Annotated in this window: 14 protein-coding genes and 1 pseudogene; 7 read left to right on the forward strand and 8 right to left on the reverse strand. The window is 64.3% G+C overall.

Annotated features, from left to right (window positions below):
* Positions 1–18: 18 nt before the first annotated feature.
* A complete protein-coding gene (locus APZ21_RS18720; RefSeq protein ID WP_054814613.1) occupies positions 19–1,209 on the forward strand; it encodes an acyl-CoA dehydrogenase family protein in 1,191 nt (396 codons plus the stop codon).
* A gap of 33 nt (positions 1,210–1,242) precedes the next feature.
* Here APZ21_RS18720 and APZ21_RS18725 read toward each other — a convergent pair whose 3' ends face one another.
* Positions 1,243–1,941 carry a PIG-L deacetylase family protein gene (locus APZ21_RS18725; RefSeq protein WP_204249117.1) on the reverse strand — a complete coding sequence of 233 codons (699 nt, stop codon included), beginning with the start codon at positions 1,939–1,941 and terminating at the stop codon, positions 1,243–1,245.
* A 134-nt stretch (positions 1,942–2,075) separates the two neighbouring features.
* Here APZ21_RS18725 and APZ21_RS18730 point away from each other — a divergent pair, with 134 nt between their 5' ends.
* The 4 genes from APZ21_RS18730 to APZ21_RS18745 all read left to right on the forward strand — a co-directional run bounded on the left by APZ21_RS18730 (position 2,076) and on the right by APZ21_RS18745 (position 8,091).
* Positions 2,076–2,795: an HAD family hydrolase gene (locus APZ21_RS18730; RefSeq protein WP_054814615.1), complete on the forward strand. Its 720-nt coding sequence runs from the start codon at positions 2,076–2,078 to the stop codon at positions 2,793–2,795.
* A gap of 73 nt (positions 2,796–2,868) precedes the next feature.
* Complete coding sequence (locus tag APZ21_RS18735) at positions 2,869–5,346, forward strand: non-ribosomal peptide synthetase (protein ID WP_054814616.1); 2,478 nt, start codon at positions 2,869–2,871, stop codon at positions 5,344–5,346.
* A 116-nt stretch (positions 5,347–5,462) separates the two neighbouring features.
* On the forward strand, positions 5,463–6,824 hold the full coding sequence (locus tag APZ21_RS18740; RefSeq protein WP_162240353.1) for a condensation domain-containing protein: 1,362 nt from the start codon (positions 5,463–5,465) through the stop codon (positions 6,822–6,824).
* Positions 6,825–7,287: 463 nt separating this feature from the next.
* Positions 7,288–8,091: a cytochrome P450 gene (locus APZ21_RS18745; protein WP_204249118.1), complete on the forward strand. Its 804-nt coding sequence runs from the start codon at positions 7,288–7,290 to the stop codon at positions 8,089–8,091.
* Positions 8,092–8,150: 59 nt separating this feature from the next.
* On the opposite strand, the gene APZ21_RS18750 is transcribed toward APZ21_RS18745, so the two are convergent.
* Genes APZ21_RS18750 through APZ21_RS18765 form a run of 4 tightly spaced genes read right to left on the reverse strand, consistent with a single transcriptional unit; the run spans position 8,151 to position 18,487 of the window.
* Positions 8,151–10,349, reverse strand: a complete 2,199-nt coding sequence (locus APZ21_RS18750; protein ID WP_054814618.1) for a beta-hydroxydecanoyl-ACP dehydratase — start codon at positions 10,347–10,349, stop codon at positions 8,151–8,153.
* The gene (locus tag APZ21_RS18755; protein ID WP_054814619.1) at positions 10,349–16,615 is read right to left on the reverse strand and encodes a type I polyketide synthase; all 6,267 of its coding nucleotides are present in this window, start codon (positions 16,613–16,615) and stop codon (positions 10,349–10,351) included. Before APZ21_RS18755 ends, APZ21_RS18750 begins: the two co-directional genes overlap by 1 nt.
* On the reverse strand, positions 16,599–17,258 hold the full coding sequence (locus tag APZ21_RS18760; protein ID WP_054814620.1) for a GDSL-type esterase/lipase family protein: 660 nt from the start codon (positions 17,256–17,258) through the stop codon (positions 16,599–16,601). The genes APZ21_RS18755 and APZ21_RS18760 overlap by 17 nt, the downstream gene beginning before the upstream one ends.
* 20 nt (positions 17,259–17,278) lie before the next feature.
* Positions 17,279–18,487, reverse strand: a complete 1,209-nt coding sequence (locus APZ21_RS18765; RefSeq protein ID WP_082393242.1) for an NAD(P)/FAD-dependent oxidoreductase — start codon at positions 18,485–18,487, stop codon at positions 17,279–17,281.
* A gap of 237 nt (positions 18,488–18,724) precedes the next feature.
* On the opposite strand from APZ21_RS18765, the gene APZ21_RS18770 reads away from it, so the two are divergent.
* The gene (locus APZ21_RS18770) at positions 18,725–19,258 is read left to right on the forward strand and encodes a PaaI family thioesterase (RefSeq protein WP_239476706.1); all 534 of its coding nucleotides are present in this window, start codon (positions 18,725–18,727) and stop codon (positions 19,256–19,258) included.
* Between the two features lie 22 nt (positions 19,259–19,280).
* Here APZ21_RS18770 and APZ21_RS18775 read toward each other — a convergent pair whose 3' ends face one another.
* Both APZ21_RS18775 and APZ21_RS18780 read right to left on the reverse strand, forming a co-directional pair.
* Complete coding sequence (locus APZ21_RS18775) at positions 19,281–20,987, reverse strand: AMP-dependent synthetase/ligase (RefSeq protein ID WP_275426214.1); 1,707 nt, start codon at positions 20,985–20,987, stop codon at positions 19,281–19,283.
* A gap of 72 nt (positions 20,988–21,059) precedes the next feature.
* Positions 21,060–21,917: an alpha/beta hydrolase family protein gene (locus APZ21_RS18780; protein WP_204249119.1), complete on the reverse strand. Its 858-nt coding sequence runs from the start codon at positions 21,915–21,917 to the stop codon at positions 21,060–21,062.
* Positions 21,918–22,236: 319 nt separating this feature from the next.
* Here APZ21_RS18780 and APZ21_RS18785 point away from each other — a divergent pair, with 319 nt between their 5' ends.
* A complete protein-coding gene (locus APZ21_RS18785; protein WP_156371178.1) occupies positions 22,237–22,884 on the forward strand; it encodes an HAD family hydrolase in 648 nt (215 codons plus the stop codon).
* A 272-nt stretch (positions 22,885–23,156) separates the two neighbouring features.
* Here APZ21_RS18785 and APZ21_RS18790 read toward each other — a convergent pair.
* Positions 23,157–23,603 (reverse strand): annotated as a pseudogene (locus APZ21_RS18790) (transposase); the annotation flags it as partial.
* Position 23,604: the final 1 nt, after the last annotated feature.

Raw genomic sequence — 23,604 nt, forward strand, 5'->3', positions numbered from 1 at the left:
CCGTAGAAGGGTACAGCCATGAGCGAGGTCGTTGAATCAGTGGCTCTTCCAACAGCTTCCGCTGCTGCCGATCCGGACACTGCCACCGCCGAATGGCTGGCCGTCCTGGCGGAGGTCGTCCCGGTCATCCAGAAGTGCCGGGAGACAATCGAAACGCAACGAGGGCTCACCCCGGCACTCGTCGATACACTCCGCGACGCCGGACTGTATCGACTGTGGGTGCCGCGCGAACTCGGCGGATACGAGGTTCACCCGCTGACCATGCTCGCCATCGTGGCAGAAGTCGCCCGCCACGATGGCTCGGTCGCCTGGGCGTTGATGGCGGGGGCCAACTCGGCGCTGCTGGCGGCTCGGATGCCTCGCGAGGGTGGGCAGGAGGTGTTCGGCGATCCCCGCGGCATCATCGCGGGTTCCCTGCACGACGGTGGTACAGCTCGGGCGGTCACGGGAGGCTATCTGCTTTCCGGGCAGTGGCGACTGGCCAGCGGATGTCGGGAGGCAACCTGGATCATCGCCTCGGCCAGGGTCTCCGACGCCGGTGATGATCGGACCGTCCTGGGCGACCGACCGCACACCTTCTTGGTTCCGCGGACCGAATGCACGGTTCTCGAGACGTGGAACGCCGTCGGGATGCGGGGTAGCGGCACGCACGAATTCGCGATCGCGGAAACGTTCGTGCCGAGTCATCGGGTGATCGAACCGCCGATGAGGACCGTGATCGACGGACCGCTGTACCGCCCCGCGATGGCGCACTTCATCAATCCGCCCCTGGCGGCACTGGCTCTCGGCATCGCCGGTGACGCCATCGCCGTCTTCACCGAGATCGCACTGCGCAAGCGCTCACGAAACAGTGATCAGGTAATCGCCGCGCGGCACAGCATTCAGGAAAAGGTCGGCGAGGCACACGGACTCGTTGACAGCGGATGGGCCTATCTGCGCGAAGCGACGCGGGAACTGTGGGCCGCAGCACAGCATCGCGAGCCGATCGACAGGTCGCTGACCGCGAAGATAATGCTGTCCACCGCGTCGGCCACTGCCAATGCGGTACGCACGGTCAACACCCTGTACACGGCGGCCGGATCGACATCCATCATGGAAGCGAACCGGCTCGCCCGGTGCTTCCGGGACGTCAATGTGGTCAACCACCACGACGCGGCAGCACCGGCGGTGTTGGAGCGCGCGGGGCGATACTTTCTGTACGGCAATTGATCTCGCTGGGCGTCTGTTTGCGCCGTGCGCCGATCAGGCCGTATCCACGACCAGGAAGGACTCGGCATATTCCCCGGTGATATCGGGCCCCGCCGCGGCGATCGTGCTCGCCCAACGCCGCAGTGAGGGCTCGACACTGTCGGGGTGTTCGTGCTGGCTCCGATGCGCGAGAACGGCCGCGATCTTGCGGTCCATGTTGGCCGAGATGTCGACGTAGGTGTCGGCGTCTCGGCCCGTCATCAACCACACCTCTTCGACGATATGGGGGGCGAGATTCTGTTCGAGCAGTTCGGGAAAGGCCCCGGGGTTGCGCGCATCGGGATACACCGCACACATCACGGCCTCACCCACCGCGACATGGTCCGGATGACTGGCCTTCACCCGTCGAATGTTACGAACCGGACTGTGCGTCACGATACGACGCGGCCTCAGCTCGCGAACCGTTCCGGCAAGCGCGCGACGCAGGTCCGTCGTGGGAGCGACGAGGCCGTCAGGAAAGCCCAGGAAGCGAATATCGTCGACACCGACGATATTCGCCGCAGCACGCTGCTCCGCCATCCTGATCTCTGCCAGTTGCACGGCGGAAATTTTCGGATCGACGGATCCGGTCTCCCCCGCGGTGACCAAACAGTAACTGATCACCTCTCCGGCATCCGACCAATTGGCAATGGTACCGGCACCGCCGAAATCGATATCGTCAGGATGCGCAACGACTACGAGGACATCGATCACGGTCAATCCATTTCTAGAGACTGTACAGAGGTTAGATCGACAACATCTTCGGCGATCCTAACTACTCGGACGCCGTTGCCGCAAGCATCGAAATCAGCGGAATCATTCACAAATATCATCCGATGGAGAAACCAATGGATATTCGGAGCGTACGAGCCGAGTCCGAGTGGCGACTGTCCGACGTCGACGCGATCCTGGTGGATTTGGACGGCACCGTTCTGGACTGGACGTCGAGTGTGGAAAGCGCGCTGCGGCAGTGGCTGCCCGATATCGGCATCGCGCCATCGCAGGAGGCCATAACGCTGTGGTTCGAATTGGAGAAGAAGTATTCCTACAAGACGAACGGCCTACCCGAAAGCAGAAGATTGCGCTTGACCGCCCTCGCGACCGAGTACGGTGTGACACTGCCCGCGGCCGCACTGGACCGCGTATTCGCCGACTACCTGGAGACCTGCCATCGGAACTACCGACTGTTCCCTGACGCACTGCCGTTCCTCGAGACCCTCCGAGACAACGACATCCCCGTAGGCGTGGTGACCAACGGTCCCAGAGCGGTACAGGAACGCAAGGTCACCGACTGCGGGTTGCGGCCGTTCGTGCGATTCGTACTCGCCGGAGACTCTCCCGGGCACTGCAAGCCGCATGCCGACTTCTTCGCGGTAGCCGTGGGGATGTTCGGTGGGCAGCTGTCCAATCCTGTGGTGATCGGCGACGACTTCGAAACCGATGTGGCAGGTGCCGTGGCAGCTGGTTTGACCGCGATTCATCTCACCAGGACTCCGCGCGCGGACGTCGACCACCTGTACACGGCGCAGAGCTTGGCCGAACTCGAAACGTGCGCGGTCGGAATCTGACGGCATCTGACGGCATCGACTCCTCCTCACACACCCCCGACACGAGCAGAGATAAAATCTCGAGGTATTCGATATGAGTGAATCAGAAAGAACGACCACCGCTCCCGACGTGGGAACCATGCGAGCTCCGTCGAACCCACGTTTCGACCGACGAATCGACCTGTCTATACCGTCCGATATCCGGCAGGCCATCGCGCCGTTCGGAGAATCGACCGGCGAGGATGTCGCCCTGGTATCCGCATTTGCCGCATTGATCTGCCGCGTGGGCAACGTCTCCGATATAACCCTGTGGGTTCACACAACCGGACCGCGCCCAGTCGATCAAGGTGAAGGCACCAGCGGTATCGCACGGATTCAACTGTCCGATGATCCGACATTCCGCATGCTGGTAGCCGCAGTGGCCACGCAATTTCCCAGCCCCATACGATCACACGACACCGACTCGGTCGTCGTGCAGGTGCTGAGTGATGAGGACACCGATATCGAGTTCGACCGATCAGCACACCTACGGAAGCCCGTAGCCCTGAACTTCGTGCCGCGGGGCGCAGTGAGACTGACAATAGGCCGGTCGGATATCGTCGACCTCTGCATCGAATACAACACGCGGATGCTCGATGAGCACGACGCGAACCGACTTGTCGGATACTTCACGAACCTGCTCAGCGGTCTTGTGGAAGCTCCCGACAGTCGGATTTCCGAACTCACGGTACTGAGTGCCGCGGAGGTCGCAAAGCTGAAGGTTGAGTGGAATTCGACAGAATGGGACTGCCCTGACCTACGCCTAGAAGAATTGTTCGAGCGCCAGGCCGGTGAGCGGCCGAATTCCGCGGCGGTCGTCCAGGACGGCTCTGTGATCACGTACGGCGACCTCGATCGCCGGGCGAACATCCTCGCGAGGCGGCTTATCGCACTCGGCGTACGTACGGGCGTCCGTGTCGCCGTGGTGGCCGAACGCCACGTGGAGAGCCTGGTGGCGATACTCGCCGTCCTGAAAGCGGGAGGGGCGTATGTACCGATAGATCCGGACTACCCGACTTCGCGAGTCCAGTTCATGCTCGACGACGCCGGTTGCCGGGTGATCATTCAGTCGAGCCGTGCGCCTCTGGATTCGAGCGTAGCCACGGGAACGGCCGCGGTGCTGGATGCGGACTCGCTGCCCCTTCCATCCGCCGTCGACGCAGGCCCACCCCCTCGGTCCGGTTCGACACGCGATATCGCGTATGTGATATACACCTCCGGATCGACCGGCACTCCGAAAGGTGTGGTCGTCACCCATCGGTCGGCAGTCAACTTCGTCGCCGACAACGCACGTCGATTCTCCCCCGACGACCGCTGCCAGCAGTTCGGCTCGTTGAGCTTCGACATGTCGGTCGGTGAGCTGTTCGTTACCTGGTGCGCCGGTGCCGCACTGATCTTTCCCCCGCACCCGATGCAGTCGATCCGGGAAGTACTGGAATTGGCCGAGCGCGCGAGCTCGACGACCATAAATATTCCGGCGACATACTGGCACGCGTGGGCGGCCGATCCGTCGATCGTGGTTCCCGACACAGTACGTTCGGTCAGCTTCGGTGGCGAGGTATCGATGGGCATCGACTCCCGACTGTGGGCAGAGCGCGTCGGAATTCCGTGGACAAACAACTATGGGCCGACCGAGACGACGATCGCCTGTACGATCTACGATGGCATCGGTCAGGAGATCGAGTCCGAAACCATTCCCATCGGACGTCCGGTAGCGAACACGAAGCTGTATGTACTCGGAGAACACGGTGAACTTCTGCCCACCGGGACGTGGGGTGAACTGTACATTAGCGGATTCGGAGTCGCCGTAGGATACCTGGACCGGAGCGACCTGACAGAAGAACGCTTCCTTGTCGACCCCTTTGCCAATAAATCTGGGTACGAAAGAATGTATCGCAGCGGCGACAGGGCGCGATGGCTCCCCGACGGCAATCTCGAATTCGGCGGTCGCGTGGACAACCAGGTGAAAATCCTGGGACATAGGATCGAGCCGGGCGAAGTGGAGGCCGCGCTCCTGAAACACCCGCTTATCGAAGAAGCCGTGGTTCTCACCCACCGGCATTCGGCGGGCAGTCGATTGGTGGCATTCGTGGTGGCCCCGGCCGCCGATCAACAGAGCTTCGGACGCGAGGTCCGCAATTGGCTCAGGCCGTACCTTCCATCCCACATGGTTCCTTCGAGTATTGTCGCCGTGGAACGTATGCCACTGACCAACAATGGCAAGATCGACCGCGCCGCACTCGAGCTCGCTGTCCCCTCCACAGGTAGCGACCTGCCCGGCGACATCGACTCGACGATCGGCGATATGTGGCGCCGCGCCTGTCTCGCGACCGACCTCGATTTGGAACTGTCCTTCTTCGACCTCGGTGGAGATTCCGTCACTGCGATGGCATTGTTGCTTGCCATCGAGGAAGAATTGGGTGTCGATGTTCCCCCGGACGTATTGGTCGAAGCCCCGTCCGGCGCCGCATTCGTCGCCAAGGTCCGCGCCCTACTGGAAGACCGAGCCCGTCTTCGATCGCGCGAACTGTGAGCGCGGCCGGGGCGCTGCCGATCCGATCAAACATATCGGAAAACATATTCAGCGTCTTGCGTCGATCACCATCCAATCAAAGTATCATGTGGACACGCGGTCAACGAGGGAATCAAATGACATCTCAGTCGACGCCGATATCTTTTCACAGAGAAGGCAGTTTGAACTGCCCGCAGTTGGAATGGATTTTGTCGCAACCAGTACACCTCGCAGAATATTCTTACGAATACAACGCAACACTTGATATCGGCCGCAAGGTTGTCGGGGTCACCGTCGCCGATGCTCTTGATGCCCTCCAGGGGCTCGTCATCAGACATGAGGCGCTCCGCACCTATCTGACCTACGACGGTTCGGGCCGCGGTCGCCAACAAGTCGCACCCCCGCCACGCTCGCCCAGTGACCTCGAAGACTTCGTGCGAATCACCGGACCGGACCATTCGGTGTCGGCAATCGAGTCGGCGCAGAAGACATGCTTCGACGCCTCTTGCGATCGTCCGTTGAAGGTGGTAATCACCGCTACCGCGAATACAGTTCAGGATTTTCGTGTCATCTGCGACCATTCGGCTGTCGACGGCTGGGGGCTTCGAATACTGTACGAAGATCTGGTGCGGATGGTGCACCTGCGGCAGAGCGGCACCCTCGCAGGGGATCTGCCACTGCACTTCGACTCGGCGACTCAACCACTCGACATCACCGACTGGGAAAATTCGGAGCAGGGCGTACGAAGACTGGAGAAGTCTCTGAAGTTCTGGTGCGACCAATACGAGCTGCTCGGAAGTCTGGTGGACACTCGGGCAGTCGTCCCCCCGGCCGGTTTTCCGGAGGGTTCGGTGTACTGGTCGTGCACCTCGAGCTCCGCAGCCCTGGCGCACGCTAGCAAAGCGGCGGCACACAGGTTGCGCGCCACACCCTCGGCGATACTTCTCACCGCCTATGGACTCACGCTGTGCGACTTTTTCGATCGGCCTGCGATCGGGGTACTGAATCTGGTCTCGAACAGGAGTTCCGATGCCGACAAACGTTCTGCGAGTAAGATGTTCATGAAGGCTCCGGTCATCGTCTCCCGCCCCGAAGACGGCAGCGTGTCGGCGACCGTGGCGGAAACCTTGAACCAAATCCTCCTGGGTCTGAAGTTTGCACACGTCGACCGATGGCGAGTGAACGAGCGACGTGCCGACATCCTGCCGTCCGCATCGTCGGCAGCGGTAGCAGGCGCCGCGTTCAACTACGTGCCGAGGATATCGTCAGGACGACAGGCAGGCGATGTCGCCGACTTCGCCAACGAGCAGATCCGCTTCGAGCCTGCCCGCCGTTTGTCTCCGGCACTCATGCTGACGGTCTTCGATGACCACTACGGTTTCGAAGCCTGTCTGACGTGCCGCGACGACATCATGGGTCCCGACCTCGCCGCGAAGATGCTTGGCTCGATCACCGCGCTCGTGACAGATATGGCACAGGCCGACAGGCTCCAGCACTGAGCCGCCACCAGCGGATCATCTTTCGAAGAGGAAATCCAGTTTTGACGGAGAACCTGGTAGACCTGAAAACATATGGTGACGAATTCGTCGCGAATCCCCATCCTCGATTCGGGCGGTTCAGATCGACCGCCGCGGTACACCGTGTCCGATTGCCGAGCGGTGTGGACGCCTGGCTGGTTGTCCGGTACTCGGCCGCCCGAGCGATACTCGCAGACAACAGGTTCAGCAAGGACTGGTCGAGCGCGAGTCCGGAGTTGCGCAAGGCGAAGATGGGAGACAGTGAACGGACCAGCTCTCGACTCGGCAGGCATATGCTCGCGTCCGATCCGCCGGACCACGGCCGACTTCGAAAGCATGTGTCCGGGTCCTGACTCAACGCCGGGTCGAATCCTTCCGACGCCGGATACGAGAGACCGCCGAAACCCTGATCGATGACATATCGCCGCTCGGCCGCGCGGACTTGATGGATTTCTTCGCCTACCCGTTGACGATCAGTCTGATCTCCGAGCTCCTCGGCGTTCCGCACCTCGAGCGAGAACGTTTCCGCGGCTGGTCGACGACAATCTTCAATACCGACGCGGCGTCCGACGAATATCATCGAGCGGTCGCAAATATCAAGGAATATCTGACCGGTCTCGTCGAAACACAGCGACGGGATCCCGGCGACACCCTTCTGAGTGACCTGATCCGATCGGCCGACGAGGAGCGCGGCCTGTCCTCCGACGAGCTGCACGGTACCGTCTTCCTGCTGTTGGCGGCCGGGTACGAGACGACCGCCAACCTCATAGGGAACGCCGTGTTGGCGCTACTTCGCAATCCCCTCCAGCTGGCGGCGCTTCGTAAGGATTGGTCGTCGGTCGACAAGGTGGTCGAGGAGTCGTTGCGCTACGACGGTCCCCTGAAGACCACGACGTGGAGATTCGCGCGGGAAAACCTCGAATTCGGAGGTGCTTCGATACAGCAAGGCGACCTGGTTCTCGTCGCATTGGCTTCGGCCAACCGGGATGAGCGACGCTTTCACGAATCCGACCGATTCGATATCGACCGAGTCGACGGTAATCACCTGGCTTTCGGCTACGGCATCCACTATTGCGTCGGGGCCCCACTGGCGCGCCTCGAAGCGCAGGTCGGCCTGTGTGCTCTCTGGCAACGCCTTCCCGATCTGGCCCTGGACGTAGACGAGTCCCAGTTGAGATGGCGAACCGGCATGTTGGTCCGAGGCGTCGAAGAACTTCCGGTGCGATTTTCACGCCCCGGCGACTGCTGACTCCCCCGGCGAGGTGACCATGCGCTCGATGGCACCTCGCCGGTCTGAAAGACTAGCTGTTACCAGGATTCGGCGACGGCGTCACGGAGTTCGACTGCGATGTCATCTATTTCGTAGATCCGCAGCCCAGGCTTCCATACACTCGCCTCGCCGACGACACGTATCCGCCCGCGACGGTAGTCGACGCTCTTGATGTGTACCTCGAGGGTCATCTCGCGATCGGTGGCCAGGATCTGCCCGCGGTAGCGCCATCGCATCGGCAGACCGGTTGGCAGGACGAACCGCGGCTCGGTCATCCCATCGGCAAGGCCGGTGTCGACCGCCCATTCCTGCATGGCTTGGACGACCGCCTCGACGCCCAGCGATCCGGGCATGACCGGGTCCAGGTGGAAGTGGTACGCGAAGAACCAGTCCTCTTCGACGATCGAACGCACGGCGCGCAGATAGCCCTTCGCGTATTTGCCGCCCCGGTCCACAACATCGACGCTGTCCAACAGCGCAAGATGGTCTCGGGATATTCCGATACCCCTTCCCGCCACGCGCCGTGCGGCGACATCGATGGTGCGGACGGGGGGCCGGTCGGTGCCGTCGTCCAGCCACGGTGGCAGGTAATCGCCGTTGTCGAGACCGTTCTGGTTGGCCAGGGCGGTCTCGTTGAAGAATCCGAACAGCGATTCGCCGGTATAGAACACCTCGCCGTCGACCGACAGGTCGTAGGCGAAGCTCTGGAGCACAGCACCAACGAGCACAGTGGTGTTCAGCAACCGGCTTGTCTGGCGGATCGTCTTGTCCCGCAGATCGACCTCCCGGACCACGGTCGCTACACCGTCCAGATTGCGCAAGCTGTAGTCCTCTTCGGGCGCGGTCAAGGTGGCACCGAGAAAGTAGCCCAATAGCAGGGCGGACTGCAACGAGGTCTCCATGTAGACGACGTTGGGCATCGACGCATTCCCGGATTCGCGGTAGTACCAGGAATCCGCGGGCGAGTCGTATTCGGTCTGAGCGCGGCCGCCGCTGAGATCTCGGCGGGTGCCCTCCACAGCCATGACCCTGTCGCACAGTTGCAGTCCGTGCGTAGGCATACGGGTGGCGCGGCGACCCGTATACGCGGCGAACTCGGGTCCGAGCGCGATACCCAGGTCTCCGCGCGCACTGTGCGTCATATGAAACTCGCTCAGCAGCGCGGGCTCGCCGAATGCGTTGCGGCGTCCGAACAGGCGTGGCACGACCCCACCGCGTTCGGGCCCGACGGCCTGCCCCGGCCGCTCACTGATTTCGAGCACCAGGTTGCGCACGCGTGCCACGACTTCCCCCTCAACCTGGAGTTCGGCACCGACCCGTAACCATGGGCGTGGAATGAGGTCGATCTCCACGATGTCGAGGATCACGGTCCCGGTTGGCGCCGCGGCCCTTTCCAGATCTACTTCGGGCGGAACCGGACCGGCGTGGAACCTGGTGCCGGCCAAGCAGAGGTGCAAGCCCATCTGCATAGCGAATACCTGCGCGGCCTGCCAGGCGATTTCGACGGCGGCGGCAGCGGCGTCGACCCATGCCGAATCATGGATCCGATAGGCCGCGGACAGCCTGCCGCGGCGCCACGGCCCGCCGTGCCGGGATATGTCGAGGACCTGCGTGAGTTCGCCGTTGCGACACGCGGCCAGCCGTATATCGGGGCTACCGCCCTCCAGTTCGTAGCCAGGGCCGAAGACCACGGGGATCTCACCCCGCGCCAGGAGCGCCAGCGCAGCCTCGTTCAGCGCGGTGACCGGTGAATAGGCGAGCGCCTTGAACGCGTTCATGGCGGTCGCGGTCGCCGGCGCCTCCGGTATCACGGATCCGCTCAGTGGTCGAGCGGACGTCGTGACGCCGGACTCCGGCGAACAGTGGACGGCGACCGAATACGTACGTGGCCGCCCGTCGGTGGGTGCGAGCGCGTTCGTCGGGTCGGGTCGACCGAATGTCGCAAGCGCCCGGCGCTGCCAGGCGGTTTGCACCGACAGCGCGGACAGGTGCGCGCTGACGAGTTCCGCTCGTACTTCGTCGATCAACCGGGACGCCGGGTCACCGTTCTCCGCAGACCCGACATCGGGAGCAACGGCGGCTCGGCTCACCGGCGGTCCTGGGGTCGGCGAGGGCTCGTGCGCGCGTACGGGGTTCGGCGGTGAGGACAACAGCAGCCCGTCGAAAGGCGCACCGTCGAAGTCGAGAGCTTCGGACTGAATCGTCATCGCGTATGCCTTCCCATCGATGGTCGTCATCAGCCCCGCTCCCGCAGTCGGACCGCTTCGCTGAACTTGGCGGTCATCTCGCGCGTCGCAACCACGGTCAGGTCACGGTATCGTTGCAGCACTCGGCCGTGCACGTCGCACGCGCTGACGGTCACCATCACCTGTGGTGCGTTGGGATGCGGACGCAGATCATCGACGACAGCGATGAACGGGCTGTCGTCCGGCAGCGGGGCGTAGTACTCGATCCGGCCGACGGCCAGCGGCAGGCAGCCCGCACCCAGGAACCACACGCCCAGCAGCGAGCCTGCTTGGACGACGACGTCGGACAGCACGGGGTTGTGCAGCGCGCCCGCGTAGTTGCCCCCTCCGATCGGCGTTGCGGGCAGACGGCATTCCACCACCAGCTGCCGCTCTCGGCGCTGGATCAGCCGCCGTACCCCTTGCAGGAGCGGACCGTGGAACAGATAGGCGTCCTGGTAGACCTCGAGGCCGTCCTCGGGTCCCTGGCCCGTGGGATACTCCGGCCATCCCGGCATCACCGGCGCGGGCGCGGCTTCGGAGGCGAGCACGAACGTGCCCGCGAAATAGGACGGTGACGTCGTCGCGCCGGACTCGGAACCTCTGATCCGCGCCTCGATTGTCAGCCTGCCACCCGCCTGCGCACCTGCGCTGACGTCGAGTCGATAGTCGCGCTCGCAGCCGCCGTCGAACACGATTCCCTTGAGGACTTCGAATCCCGAGCATTCGATGACCCGCAGGCCGGGATTGGCGTGCTCGAGCACATTGATCGCCCAGCCGAGTCCGGCGGTGGCCGGAAGCACCGGGAACCGGCCGACCCGGTGGTCGTTGACGACCGGATCGTCGGCCAGCGCTCCGAGGTCCCGATGGGCGGTGAACGGCGCCGTCGCGATCGGGTCAGCGGGGGCGAGCGGGGTCGGCGGACCTATCAGCACCGATACATCGGCAGCTCGCGTCGGGGTGAATTGCGCGGCGAACATCCGCGCGCCGACATCCGGGCTCAGCAGCGGAATACCCCTGCTTACAAACACTTCTCGCAGCTCGGGCGTGACCATGCCGCCGTCCCAGGCGCCCCAATTGATCGTGGTGATCCGATCGGCGTGCCCGTGCCTCTTCCAGCTCATCGCCACCCGGTTCAGTGCTTCGTTGGCGACCGCGTAGTCCGCCTGCCCCGGATTGCCCAACACACCCGCAACGGAGCCGAACAGAATCACGTGCCTGAGTGTGGCATTGGCGAGGGCCGTGACGACATTGTGGAGACCATCCAATTTGGTCGACAGCACGGTGCTGATATCAGCGGCGGTCTTCGTCGCCAACAGCCGGTCGGCTAGCGCCCCCGCCCCGTGCACGATACCGGTTGCGCGAGTGTCGTATTCCGCCAGAATGCGTTTCGTCGCGTCGGCATCGGTGATGTCGACAGCGAGATAACGCACCGCCGCCCCCGTCCGCGTGACGGCGTCGAGGGTCGATCGGATCTCACGCTGCGCCAGCAGATCCCGAACGATCGGATCGACCTTCCCAGGCGTCGGGTCGTCCCCGGCGGCACGCAGCGCTTCGATCGCCGCCCGCTTGAGGTCATCGTCCGCGATCCCCGAGGCCCACCACGGCTCGTCGGTGAGGACAGTCCGGCCGAGTAAGACGAACGTACAAGACCGACGGGCGGCGAGTTCCCGCACACACCACGCCGTTACCCCCCGCCCGCCGCCGGTCACAACCAGTACATCGTCTTCGGTGAGGGTGGATTCCGCCTCATCCTCGGTTGTGGCGTCGACCGGGCTCGGCACAAGCGTCCAACGGGCACGGTCGGCATCGATGGCGACTTCGCGAATATCGGCCGCCGCATCGGCCAGTTCGGCCACAACCATCGCGACACCAACCTCGTCGTCGAGTCGAGGTGAGAGGTCGACTGTCCTACAGAAGAGGGTAGGTGCCTCTCGGGCAAGGGTTTTCACCAGCCCGCTGACGCCGCCGACAACCGATTCCGCCGCGGTCCGGTCGCCTCTGTGGCCCAGCGCGCCATCGATGCGAGTGACCGTGACGAAGGCCGCTCGGGTCCCTGCGGCGGCGGTCTTCTCCAGTCGGTTGTGCACCAGCTTCGCGGTGAAGACGGCATCCGCGAGCCGAGACGCGCTGACGTGCCACCGCCTGTCCGCGGGCAGCGCCATCACGCAGAGGTCCAGCCTGGTGAGTTGTTCCACCGGGACCGCGAGTGCGTCATGGACCGCGCTTCCATCCCATGTGGACACGCCGCTATCGTTCCCGGCCCGCACGCTCGCCATGTGCACCGTCCACCCGTCTGCCTCCAAGTGGGCCGCGAGCGCGCCCGCCGTGTTGTCGCCGCAATCGACGATCAGCGCCACCGGCCCGTCGGCAAAGGGCTGCGCGAGGCTGTCGATAGCGGGGAGCCGGACCCGCTCGATACGCAGCAAGGTCGGGGCGATATCGGCAGGCCGAGGCACCTCTACTGCCGAATCCTCAACCTCCACAACATCATTCACGACACCACCGGCCACGCCCACATCCGCACCGACAACGAAACCTACGATGTCACCCAACGTCCGCAACTCCGCGGCCCGCTCCGTACCCACCGCGGGCACACCATCGATCCGCTCAGCCAACGCACCCAGAATCTGCACCCGCTTGATCGAATCCACCCCCAGATCCGCCTCCAGATCCATCGACATGTCCAACATCTCCACCGGATAACCCGTCTTCTCCGCAACCACCCCGACCAACACCGACTCCACCACCGACACCTCCACCCCCACAACACCATTCACGACACCACCGGCCACGCCGACCTGCGCGGGTACCGACAGCCCGACTGCTCCGGGTCCCGATTCGCGCGCCACATCGGTGTGACCGTTCGCGGACCCGATTCCTGATCGATGGCCGGTCGGTAACGGGGCTTCGGGCAGGGTGACCGCGCCCGCACCCTCGTCGTCGGTCGACACCGTTCCGTCGCTGTTATGTTCGTACGTGGGAAGAACGGCGGGCGACACATCGCGTTCGAGAGCCGTCAGCGAGTCGAGGATCTCGTTCACCCGGGTATGAGCGCGGCCGATCGCCAGGCTCTGTTCTGTGATGGCATGCACGGTGTCGTGTAGTCGCCCGTCCGCTGTGCCGGACCGCTGGGCCTCGCGGAGCGCGTTGACCAGCTCCCTGGTGATTTCCAGCTGCCCTTCGGTATAGCGGTCGTGCAGGATCAGGTGCTGGCGGGCAATCTCCTCCGGACGGACTTCGTGCCGACCGTTGCGGTGGGCGTCGACGGCGGGGAGGAGCCAGGACGGCTCCGTGTGCTGATCGGGCACCGGTGTTTCGGACGGCGGCAGCGCTTCGTACGACCGAGGCGCGGAAGCCTCGGTGGGAGTCCGCGTCTCGGCCATGGCCACTCCTCGGGCCTCGGCCTGCGCGACGGCCTCCAATACGGTGGGCTCCGCGATCGCCGCGCGGTAGCGGTCTCGACGGGTATCCGCCACGTAGTCGTGGCCGGTCAACTGGACAACCATGCCCTCGGCCGCACGCGCAGTGAGCGGTGCCGCGTCGTGCCGATGCAGGTCGGTGATCGGAGCGCCGAGTACGGCAAGGTTCAGCGCGGCCTTCTTCAGCGCGACGTCACTGTCACCGGCGGGTCCCCGGTCGGTGGCTATGGCGACCACCCCCTCGCCCAACGTCCGACGTACGAACTGGGTCAGCACACTCTTGGGCCCGAACTCGACGAACACGGTGCACCCGTCGGCGCGCATGGCTTCCAGTCCGCGCACGAACTCGACGGTCCTGAGTAGCTGCTCGGTCAGCACGCGCCGGTTGGTGGCGACTCGGGCCCCGTACTTGCCGCCCTCGGAATTCGCGTAGACCGGAGACCGAGGCGCACGCACGGTGACGTTCTTCACCGCCTTGCGGAAGGGCTCAACGGCGTGAGCGACGTACCGGGTGTGGAAGGCGCCGGATACCGACAGTTCCCGCACGGTCAGCCCGCGCTTCCGACATGCCGCGACGAGTTCGGCCACGGCCGCGGTCCCGCCGCCGACCACGACCTGATCCGGCGCGTTGTGGTTGCAGATGTCGACATCCGAGTGCTCGCGGAGGATTTCGGTGATCTGCTCGCGCGAGGTTTCAACCGCCGCCATCGTGCCGGTGTCGATGCCGTCGTCCGGATCGCAGGCGGCCATCGCGTCGCCGCGGGCCTTGGCCAACGTGAACAGATCGGCGTCCTCGAGGGCACCGGCAGCCCACAGAGCGGTCAACTCACCGAAGCTGTGACCCATGAACCCCGCACACCGCAGACCGCGCTCGGTCAGGAACCGGTACTGGCCCACCGACAGGGCGGCGATGGCGGGCTGCGCGTAGTCGGTGCGCCGCAATGTCGCTTCCTGCGCTATTCGCTGCTCCGGATCGAATACCGGAGGCGGGAACACCACGCTTGCCAGCGGCCGCGTCGAATCGGTAAATACGGCGTTGGCCTCGTCGAAGGCGGTGGCGACCGTGGGGTTGTTCAGCAGGGCTGTCAGGCCCATGTTCACGTATTGGCTGCCCTGTCCTGCGAACAGCGCACCGATCTTCAGATCCGGCATCGCACGGAGTCGGAAGAGGATCCCCTTAGGATGGGAGAACTCCTCGATCGACCTGGTCCCGCTCAGCTCGTCGGCTGCCAGTGCGCGCAGCGTCTCGGCCTCGTGCTCCCCGCGTGCGACAAATCCTATCCGAGCGTGCTCGGCCGGAATGCCCGCATCCCCGTTGGGGGGTGTACCGGAGCGGAGCAGGTGTACCAGCTCGGCCACGTCTGCGGCATGCCACAGATGGACGCGGGCGCCGCGATGCAGCGTGCTCGGCCCGTTCCGATCGGAATTCGTCTCCTCCAGCACCACGTGGAAGTTCGTGCCGCCGAAGCCCATCGCCGACGCAGACGCCCGCCGCCGCGGTCGTCGAGGGTCGCGTATCCACGGGCGGGTTCTGGTATTGACGTAGAATGGCGACTTCTCATCGAGTGCTCTATTGGGCGTGGTGACATTGATGGTCGGGGGCAGCACCTTGTGGTGCAGCGCGAGCGCCAGCTTGATCAGACTCGCGGCGCCCGCCGCCCCCTTCGTATGGCCGATCTGCGATTTCACGCTACCGATCGCGGCATAGCCGGTTTCGCCGGTCTCCTCGCGAAGTACCGCGGTCAGTGCGGTGAGCTCTGTGTGGTCACCGACTGTCGTACCGGTCGCATGGGCCTCGAACAGTTCGACCGACGCGGGCGAGCAATCGGCATCCTCGTAGGCACGACGCAGCGCTGCCTGCTGTCCCTCTGCGCGGGGAGCGTAGATACTCTTGAACCGGCCATCGCTGGATGAGCCCATCCCCCGGATCACCGCGTAGACGCGATCACCGTCACGCCGCGCGTCCTCCAGCCGTTTGAGCGCGAGCATTCCGATACCTTCACCGACGAGCGTGCCGTCGGCGGCGTCATCGAGGGGTTTGATAACGCCGGACCGCGACAGCGCGCCGACTTTACTGAAGCACATGTAGCCGAAGATCGAGTTCTCGGTATCGCAGCCGCCGGTGATCATCATGTCGGCACGTCCCGAGACCAGCTCGCTGATCGCCACGTGCACCGCGGACAGCGAACTCGCGCACGCCGCGTCGACAGTGCAATTCATTCCACCGAGATCGAGGCGGTTGGCCACTCGGCCTGCGATCACATTTCCCAGCAGCCCCGGAAACGAATTCTCCTCCCAGGGTGCGAATGCCGCCGTGTACTTCTCGGCGATACGTTCGGCGTCCGACTGTGTGAGACCGCAGCTGCGCACGACCTCCTTCAGCACCGGAGTCGACAGACGGGCAGCGAGTGGATGCGACAGTGTCGTCGGCCCGGCCACGCCGAGTACGACGCCTGTGCGCTGTGGGCGGTACCAGTCAGATCCGATCGCCCCGGCGTCGGCGAGCACGTCGCGCGCGACGAGCAAGCTCAACAGCTGGACGACCGTGGTGACTTCGAGCTGGTTCGGTGGCACCCTGAATTCGGTGGCGCTGAACGGCACCTCGGGGAGGAAACCGCCCCGTCGGCAGTAGGTCTTGTCCGGCGCCGTCGGGTCCTCGTCGTAGTAGTCGTCGAGGTTCCAACGCGACGGCGGCACCTCGGAGGTGCAGTCGACCGCGTCGGTGATGTTCTGCCAGAACTCCCGGACATTGCGCGCCATGGGAAACAACCCGGACAGACCCACGATGGCGATCGGGTTGTCCGCGAGGCGTCGCGCGGTGGCGCGCACGCCATCGTCGCTATTCGGATGGTTCACGGTATCCCCCTGTTTCGAGTACTTTCCTGCTGCCGCGCGGCGGAACGTGCACCGCACGGGCTTCATCGATGAGCTCTGCCATCGCGATGCCGATGATCTGGTGACCAGCGGGACTCGGATGCATTCCGTCCGGGCACCACATCACCGGATCTGCGGTGATCGGCGCGTTCGCCAGGTCAAGGCATACGAGGCCGAACTCCTGAACGAGTGTGTCGATATAACTGTTCGCTTCGGCGAATCGCGCGCGCAGCACAGAAACGGAGGCGGCGTCGAGACCGGGAAGTCGATCAGGAATAGCGGGCCAATTAGTGGTGAAGACCAGCCGACCCGGCTGTGCGAGGCCGGAGTAGATCCGCTGGAGGTTGCGCTCGAAACGGTCACGGTGGTAGTCGGCGATCAGGTCGTTCCCGCCCACGATCACACCTGTGAGCGGAGCTGGGCACTCGAGCGCGACCGGCAACTGCCGGTCGACGACATCCTGTGTTGTGGCGCCATACGCACCGAGATTCAGGATTCCACCCGAAATACCCAGCTCTTTCGTCATCGTCGTGATGAACCCCGCGAAGGAGCCGTCAGGCCGGACAGAGCCGCCCCGCCCCTCCGCGAAGCTGTCCCCGATTACGGTCAGCTCGAGGTCTTCCATCGTCGGTCGTCTCCCCCACGTCACGCCCGTTGCTGCCCACCCAACATCTCGGCCATCCGCTCCGGCGCGAAGAACTCCTCGCCGGTCATACCGCCGCCGATCATCGCGAAGAAGTCCTTGGCGTATTCGGGTTTCGCGCCGAGCGCCTGAAATACTGCCAGCAGCTGCGGCGTCAGCTCCAGCGTGGAAATAGAACACGTGAACTCGAAACTCGACCGCGATCTCGAATCCCGCTCGCGCTGGTATGCCGCCAATGCATCGGCCATCGAAACGTCTCCATTCAGGCCGTCGTGAATGCGGTCAGCGAGCAGTTCCGCATATTGGAATGCGTCCGAAATCCCGAGACCGGTGAGCGGGTCCCTGTGATATCCCGCGTCGCCGACCAGCGCCCAACCGTCCCCGTAGGAGCGCCGATAGAAGTTGTCCGGATACCGCATTGCATAGAAGGCGTCCTCACGCCTGCCCTGTGTTGCCAATTCTTCCGCGAAATCTGGCACGATAGCCCGTGCAATCCGGTGAAAATTTCCTTCCACATCAGCACGGAAATCCGCCATCGCGTCGAGCTTGCGCATCACCGCCACTAATGTCAGATCGTCGTTGGTAGGCCATATGCCGATCTGCTCGCGGTCACCGATCCTACTGTGGAAATCGGTCCGCAAACCGCTGAAATAGGTGTAGTAGACGAAACACTCCGCTGGCACCCGCTGATAGAACTCCGCGCCGACCGCCTCGGCCACGAAGGAATTGCTGCCATCCGCTCCGATCACGATCGTGGCCCGCTCCTCGCACAGATCACCGCCCGCGGACGAGCCGCGAACGCCGACTACGCGATCGTCCTCGAAGACGAGCTCACGCACGGTGAAACCCTCGCGAACCTCGGCGCCCGCCGCACGCGCGCCCTCGACCAATAACGCGTCGAGTACAGTCCGGCGCGGCGCACAGGTGATGTCGATGCCGTCGATGGGATCGGCGAAACCCCCGATCACGATGTCGCCGTATGACACAGTCATATGCTTTATCAAAGGCACGTTCGTGGCTACCAGATCATCGAGGAGACCCCAGTCGGATAATCGGGACAGACCCCGCTGCTGAATGTAATGCGTCGATACGGTATCGCTCGGAAAAATGGAACGGTCCACGATGAGGACTCGATATCCCCTTTTCGCCAGCAACATACCGAGGGGAGATCCCGCACAGCGTGCCCCCACCACGATCGCATCATAGTTCACGTCGCCTCCTAGAGAAAACTCAACCCAGGACCGGCCGTCCCCCGGTGTCTTGCATGCGGTCCTCGACCACAACGACAGTCAACCGCACGATAGCCGAATTACCGATATGATGACTGTTTTCGATCGACAGATTCGCACAATCGATGGCGATCCCCCACTCCCTTCCACGCCCCGAGGAAGACAATAGTTAATTCGTTGTTCATCGAACGGTAGGTCGGCTGTGTCGTAATTCAATACATGGGGACCACAGGAAAAGAACCGATTGCGGGAATGGCGGCCGCACAGGCGCATTTGCTGAACCTCGCAGGTGCTCGAACACCGGATTACGAGCAGATACGTCGGACCGTCGACAGAATCGTGCCGTTCGTCAATCTCGCCGGCATTCGCCTCACCGAACTCGGCGACGGTTCTGCGGTGGCCGAGTTACCCGCGCGCGAGAACATGTTGAACCACCTGGGAACGGTGCACGCGGGTGCACTGTTCCTGGCAGCTGAAGTCGCATGTGCAGGCGCGTTCTCCGGGGTGATCGCACCGAGGATCTCGCATGTTCGTACATTCGTGTTGCGCGATACGCGCATGTCGTTCCTGAGGGCCGGGCGCGGGCGTATCCGGGCCTTCGGGACAGTGAGCTCACCCGTACTGCGCGCTGTCGTACGTGCCCGGAGCGCGGAGCAGTTCGATATCTCGGGCAAGGCATTGCTGCGCGACGACACCGGCTCGCTCGTCGCGAAGGTCGACCTCGACTACCTGTGCCACCTCGCGGCAGGCTGACTGCTCGGGATCCGACCGGAAGTCACCGCGGATACAGAGTCGCGATCGTATCCCGGAAATCCTCCTCGATCACGGCGCGCCGCAACCTCAGTGACGCGGTCACCTGTCCTTTCGCGGCCGAGAAGTCCTCGGGCAGGACCGCGAACCGGCGGATCGACTCCGCTCTCGACACCAGCTTGTTCGCGGCCTCGACCGCCGTGGCGATCTCGGCGATCAGCCCGCTGTCGCCCGTGGGGACACCCAGCGAGCAGTCGAGGTCTCGGTCAGCGGCCCACCGTGAGAGCGCGGCGACATCGACGGTGATCAGCGCCGTTACGTAGGGACGACCTTCCCCGACCAGCATGCAGTCGTTCACCAACGGGTGCAGCCGGATTCGGTCCTCCAACGGCGCGGGCGCCACGTTCTTGCCGCCACTGGTGACGATGATCTCCCGGCGCCGCCCGGTGATGTACAGGAATCCGTCGTCATCGAGTCGACCGAGGTCGCCGGTCGCCAGCCACGATGCATCGCGGCCCGCTCCATCCGGCCAGTATCCGGCGAAGACCTGGTCACCCCGCACCAGGATCTCCCCCTCGGGGCTGATCGCGATCGTCGTACCCGGCGCGGGTCTGCCCACCGCATCGGGCCGGTTCGCGTCGGGCGCGCTCATGCTGACCGTCGAGGATGCCTCGGTCAGACCGTAGGCGCCGAGGATCTCCACGCCCAATCCAGCGAAGAAGTCGGCCGTGGACGGCTCCAGAGACGCCCCACCCGAGATTATGTACTCGAGGCTGCCACCCACGATGTCACGCAGTTTTCGGTGCTCCTCGTCGAATCCGGCCGTCGCGTCCGATCCAACCTCCGTACCGTACCGCTCGGCATGCCCCTTCGCGATCAGGGCCTTCTCGACCATGTCATACGACGTTTCGCCAACCACCTGGCGTGCGAGCTTCCGTATCTTCTCCAGCAGGTGGGGCACCCCGACCAGAAATGTGGGCCGGAAGGACGGCAGTTCGCGGATCAGATCCCCGGGCGTGCCGACAAGCCCGGTACGGACACCGGCCCATACACACGCGAACTGGGTGACGCGCCCGTACACATGGGCGAGTGGCAGGAACAACAGTGTTTCGCCGCGCTCCCGACAGAACACCTCGTCCAACAACCTCACCACGTTCGCTGCGGCGGTGAAGATATTACGATGAGTCAACATACAGCCCTTTGGCACCCCGGTCGTGCCGCTGGTGTAGACGATCGTCGCGAGGTCGTCCGCTCGGACGGCAGCCCGGCGTCGCTCCCACACATCGTCCGATATCACCCGGCCGTGCTCGATCAGCTCGTCGAAGGACGAACCCAGCAGCCACCGTGTCGCGATCGCCTCCCCCACGAGCTCGAGTTGCGTGTCGGTCTCGGCGAAACATGCGCTCGGGCGGGAGTGCTCCAGGATGTGGCGGATCTGCTCGGGTGAGGATGTGGGATAGACCGGTACCGTCACCGCCCCCACACTCAGCAAGGCAAAGTCCACCGCCGACCACTCGTAGCTCGTGTTACCCAAGACCAGTACGCGATCCCCCGCGCGGATTCCGGCCGCCACCAGCCCTTTGGCGAGACGGCGGACCACATCCGCGAACTCCGTCGCGGCGATGTCTCGCCACCCACCCGCAGTCCGGCAGCTGAACACAGAGTCTGCGGGTGAACGCGCCGCGTTCTCGAACACCATGTCGGCGAGTCCGACGTCGGCGGTGGGCTTCACCAGAAGTGGAATAGCATGTTCCCGCACGGCTCTCCTCGGCTCGCAGGAATTCGATTGTTGTCAAACCCGGAATCAGACGTCGGATCCGATGTTTCGACCGGGCGTCGTGCCCGTGGTGATCCACGCCGCGACGGCGGGACCGATGACATCGCTGTCCTTCACCCACGACGCGTGGCCGAGATTCTGCACTCCCGACGAGGCGTCCAGGTGCCACCGGGTAACATTCGCCGACGGGATCCGGCCGCACAGAAACCGGACCGTCTTTTCCGGGCCGAGTGGGTCGCCGTCGATCGAGATCACCAGTACGGGCAACATGAGGTCACCGAGCAGCCGGTCGTAGTCCCGAGAGCTACCCCGTGGCCGGTATCGGCCGGTGCGGGCGTGCCGGACCCAGTCGGCCATGACACCGGCGGTCATCGGTCCGATCCCGCCACCTCCCGGCCAACGCCCACGTAGACGACAAACCACGCCGACCCATTGTGTCGAGAACAGAATGCGCAGCTTCCGACCGGGAGGGAACGACCGCCAGTACACCGACCCGGTACCAATGGTGACGACACTCGCGACCCGCCCACGCTCGCCCGCCGCGTACAGCAGCGCCAGCTGCCCACCGAGACTGTGCCCGAATAGATGCAGCGGCGCGCCCGGGAAGCGGTCGCCGAGCGTGTCCACCACGGCGGGCAGGTCGACTTCGACAAGCTCACGGTAGCCGAAGTCCGGCATCGATTCCGGCTCCGGTCCGCTCTCGCCCTGGGCACGCAAATCCACGAGGGCAACGGCGAAACCCGCGGCGTGCAGCGCTGCGACCAGCGGAAGATAGAACCTGGCCTCGATGGCCATCCCGGGCAGAATCAATACTATCGGCGCCGCCGGGTCCGGATGTGGCAGGACCCGCAACGCGAGATCCGCGCCGTCGGGCACACTGACCACGGCCGGCTCCATCTCAACGGAAACTCGCCCCGACATCAGAATCCACCCCCACGGCGGCGATCGGCCACCAATTCAGTTGCCATACAGCTATTCCCGCACAGCGGGGTGTCGAACCCCCAGGACCATCGCCAGAATCTATCGGCTGAACGCAGTTCCGCCTCGCCGCACCGTCGAACAGACCCGGGGTCGCTCCGCCATCGAGCCGATACGACGCGTACCGGTTGCCGCGACCCACCCGAGTACCATGCACCCGACAGGCGCGGAACTTGCGGCACCGCAGGATAATCCGCCTGCAACGCGCGGACGGACGAGGTGATCGGTGAACTTCACGGTGGGTTTCGACCTGGACATGACGCTGATCGATACGCGCCCCGGCGTCGCCCGACTGATCACCATGGCCGCCGCCGAATTCGGAATACATCTCGATGAGGACGAGGTAGCCATGCGACTCGGCCCTCGGACTGCGGAACTGCTCGCCGAGTCTGGCGCACCCGCAGAGGTGATTCCGACGCTGGTGGCCCGTTATCGCGCACTGTATCCCTCGATCATCGCGGAGGTCGCGCCGATGGCGGGGGCCGCGGCGGCACTCGAGGCGGTGCGCCGGCGAGGCGGGCAGGTCGTCGTGGTGACAGGAAAACATCAGCCGCACGCCCAACTTCATATCGACACACTCGGTTGGAAGATCGATCGACTGGTAGGCGGGCTGTGGTCGACTAACAAGGCGGAAGCCCTACGCACGCACGGGGTCTCGATCTTCGTCGGAGACCATGCGGGCGATATGGTCGGCGCCCGCGCGGCCGAGGTCATCGCTGTCGGAGTCGTCACAGGTCCGTGCGATGCCGGTCAACTGTGGGATGCAGGCGCGGATGTCGTTCTCGCCGATCTCCTCGAATTCCCACGCTGGTTGGCCATCGCGGGGCCGCGCCGAGTCGACCATGCCCAACACCAATATCGACACTCCCGCTAGGCTATATCGAACAATCACGCAGCGCGCAGGCATCACAGCGAACGGGACTGATCGGCCGCGCATCGAGCCGATCCCCTCCACGCCGATGAGCGGAATACCTGTCGTGACCTCACGGACCCGCAGCGCGGCGTCGAAGGCGGGAGCGGCGTCATAGCATACGAACCCGTAGACCCAGTTCCCGCGACGGGCCAGGTTCCTCCGCGCGCGCCAGCGCCGGTCGGACATCATCGAGTGTCCGCGCGCTGAAAACGGTTCCCCGATCGTGGAAGACGGTACTTCGCCGGCTCCGCCGGTCGTCGAACCGCGCGACACCGAATTCCGATCGTTCGCGCGCCTTTGACGGCGACGGTGTAGGCGATGCCGCGGTCGGTGAGCCCGGTGCGGAATTCGGTGGCGTCGCCGTATCCGGCATCGGCGCCCAGCACCGGAGGCGGCCTGCGTCCCCATGCCAGCAGCTCGTCGATCATTTCCAGCGCCTGCTCCCATTTGCGGCGGTGCCGTTCACCACCGGGGATGGCGGCTTTGGCGCGCCGGGCCGCGATCGCCGCGGCTTCGCCGGGTTCTGCGGCGGCGTGATCGTCCCAGCTCTCAGGCACGAACAGCCGCCAATTCAGCGGGCACGAGGCGGTGTCGGTGACCGTGTGCACGCTGACCGCGACTTGGAGGTTGCCGACCTTGCCGAGAGTGCCCGAATACTGGCGCGCCACGCACGGCGAGGAA

Origin of the sequence: Nocardia arizonensis (assembly GCF_001310275.1) — a bacterium.
Taxonomy (GTDB): Bacteria; Actinomycetota; Actinomycetes; order Mycobacteriales; family Mycobacteriaceae; genus Nocardia; species Nocardia arizonensis.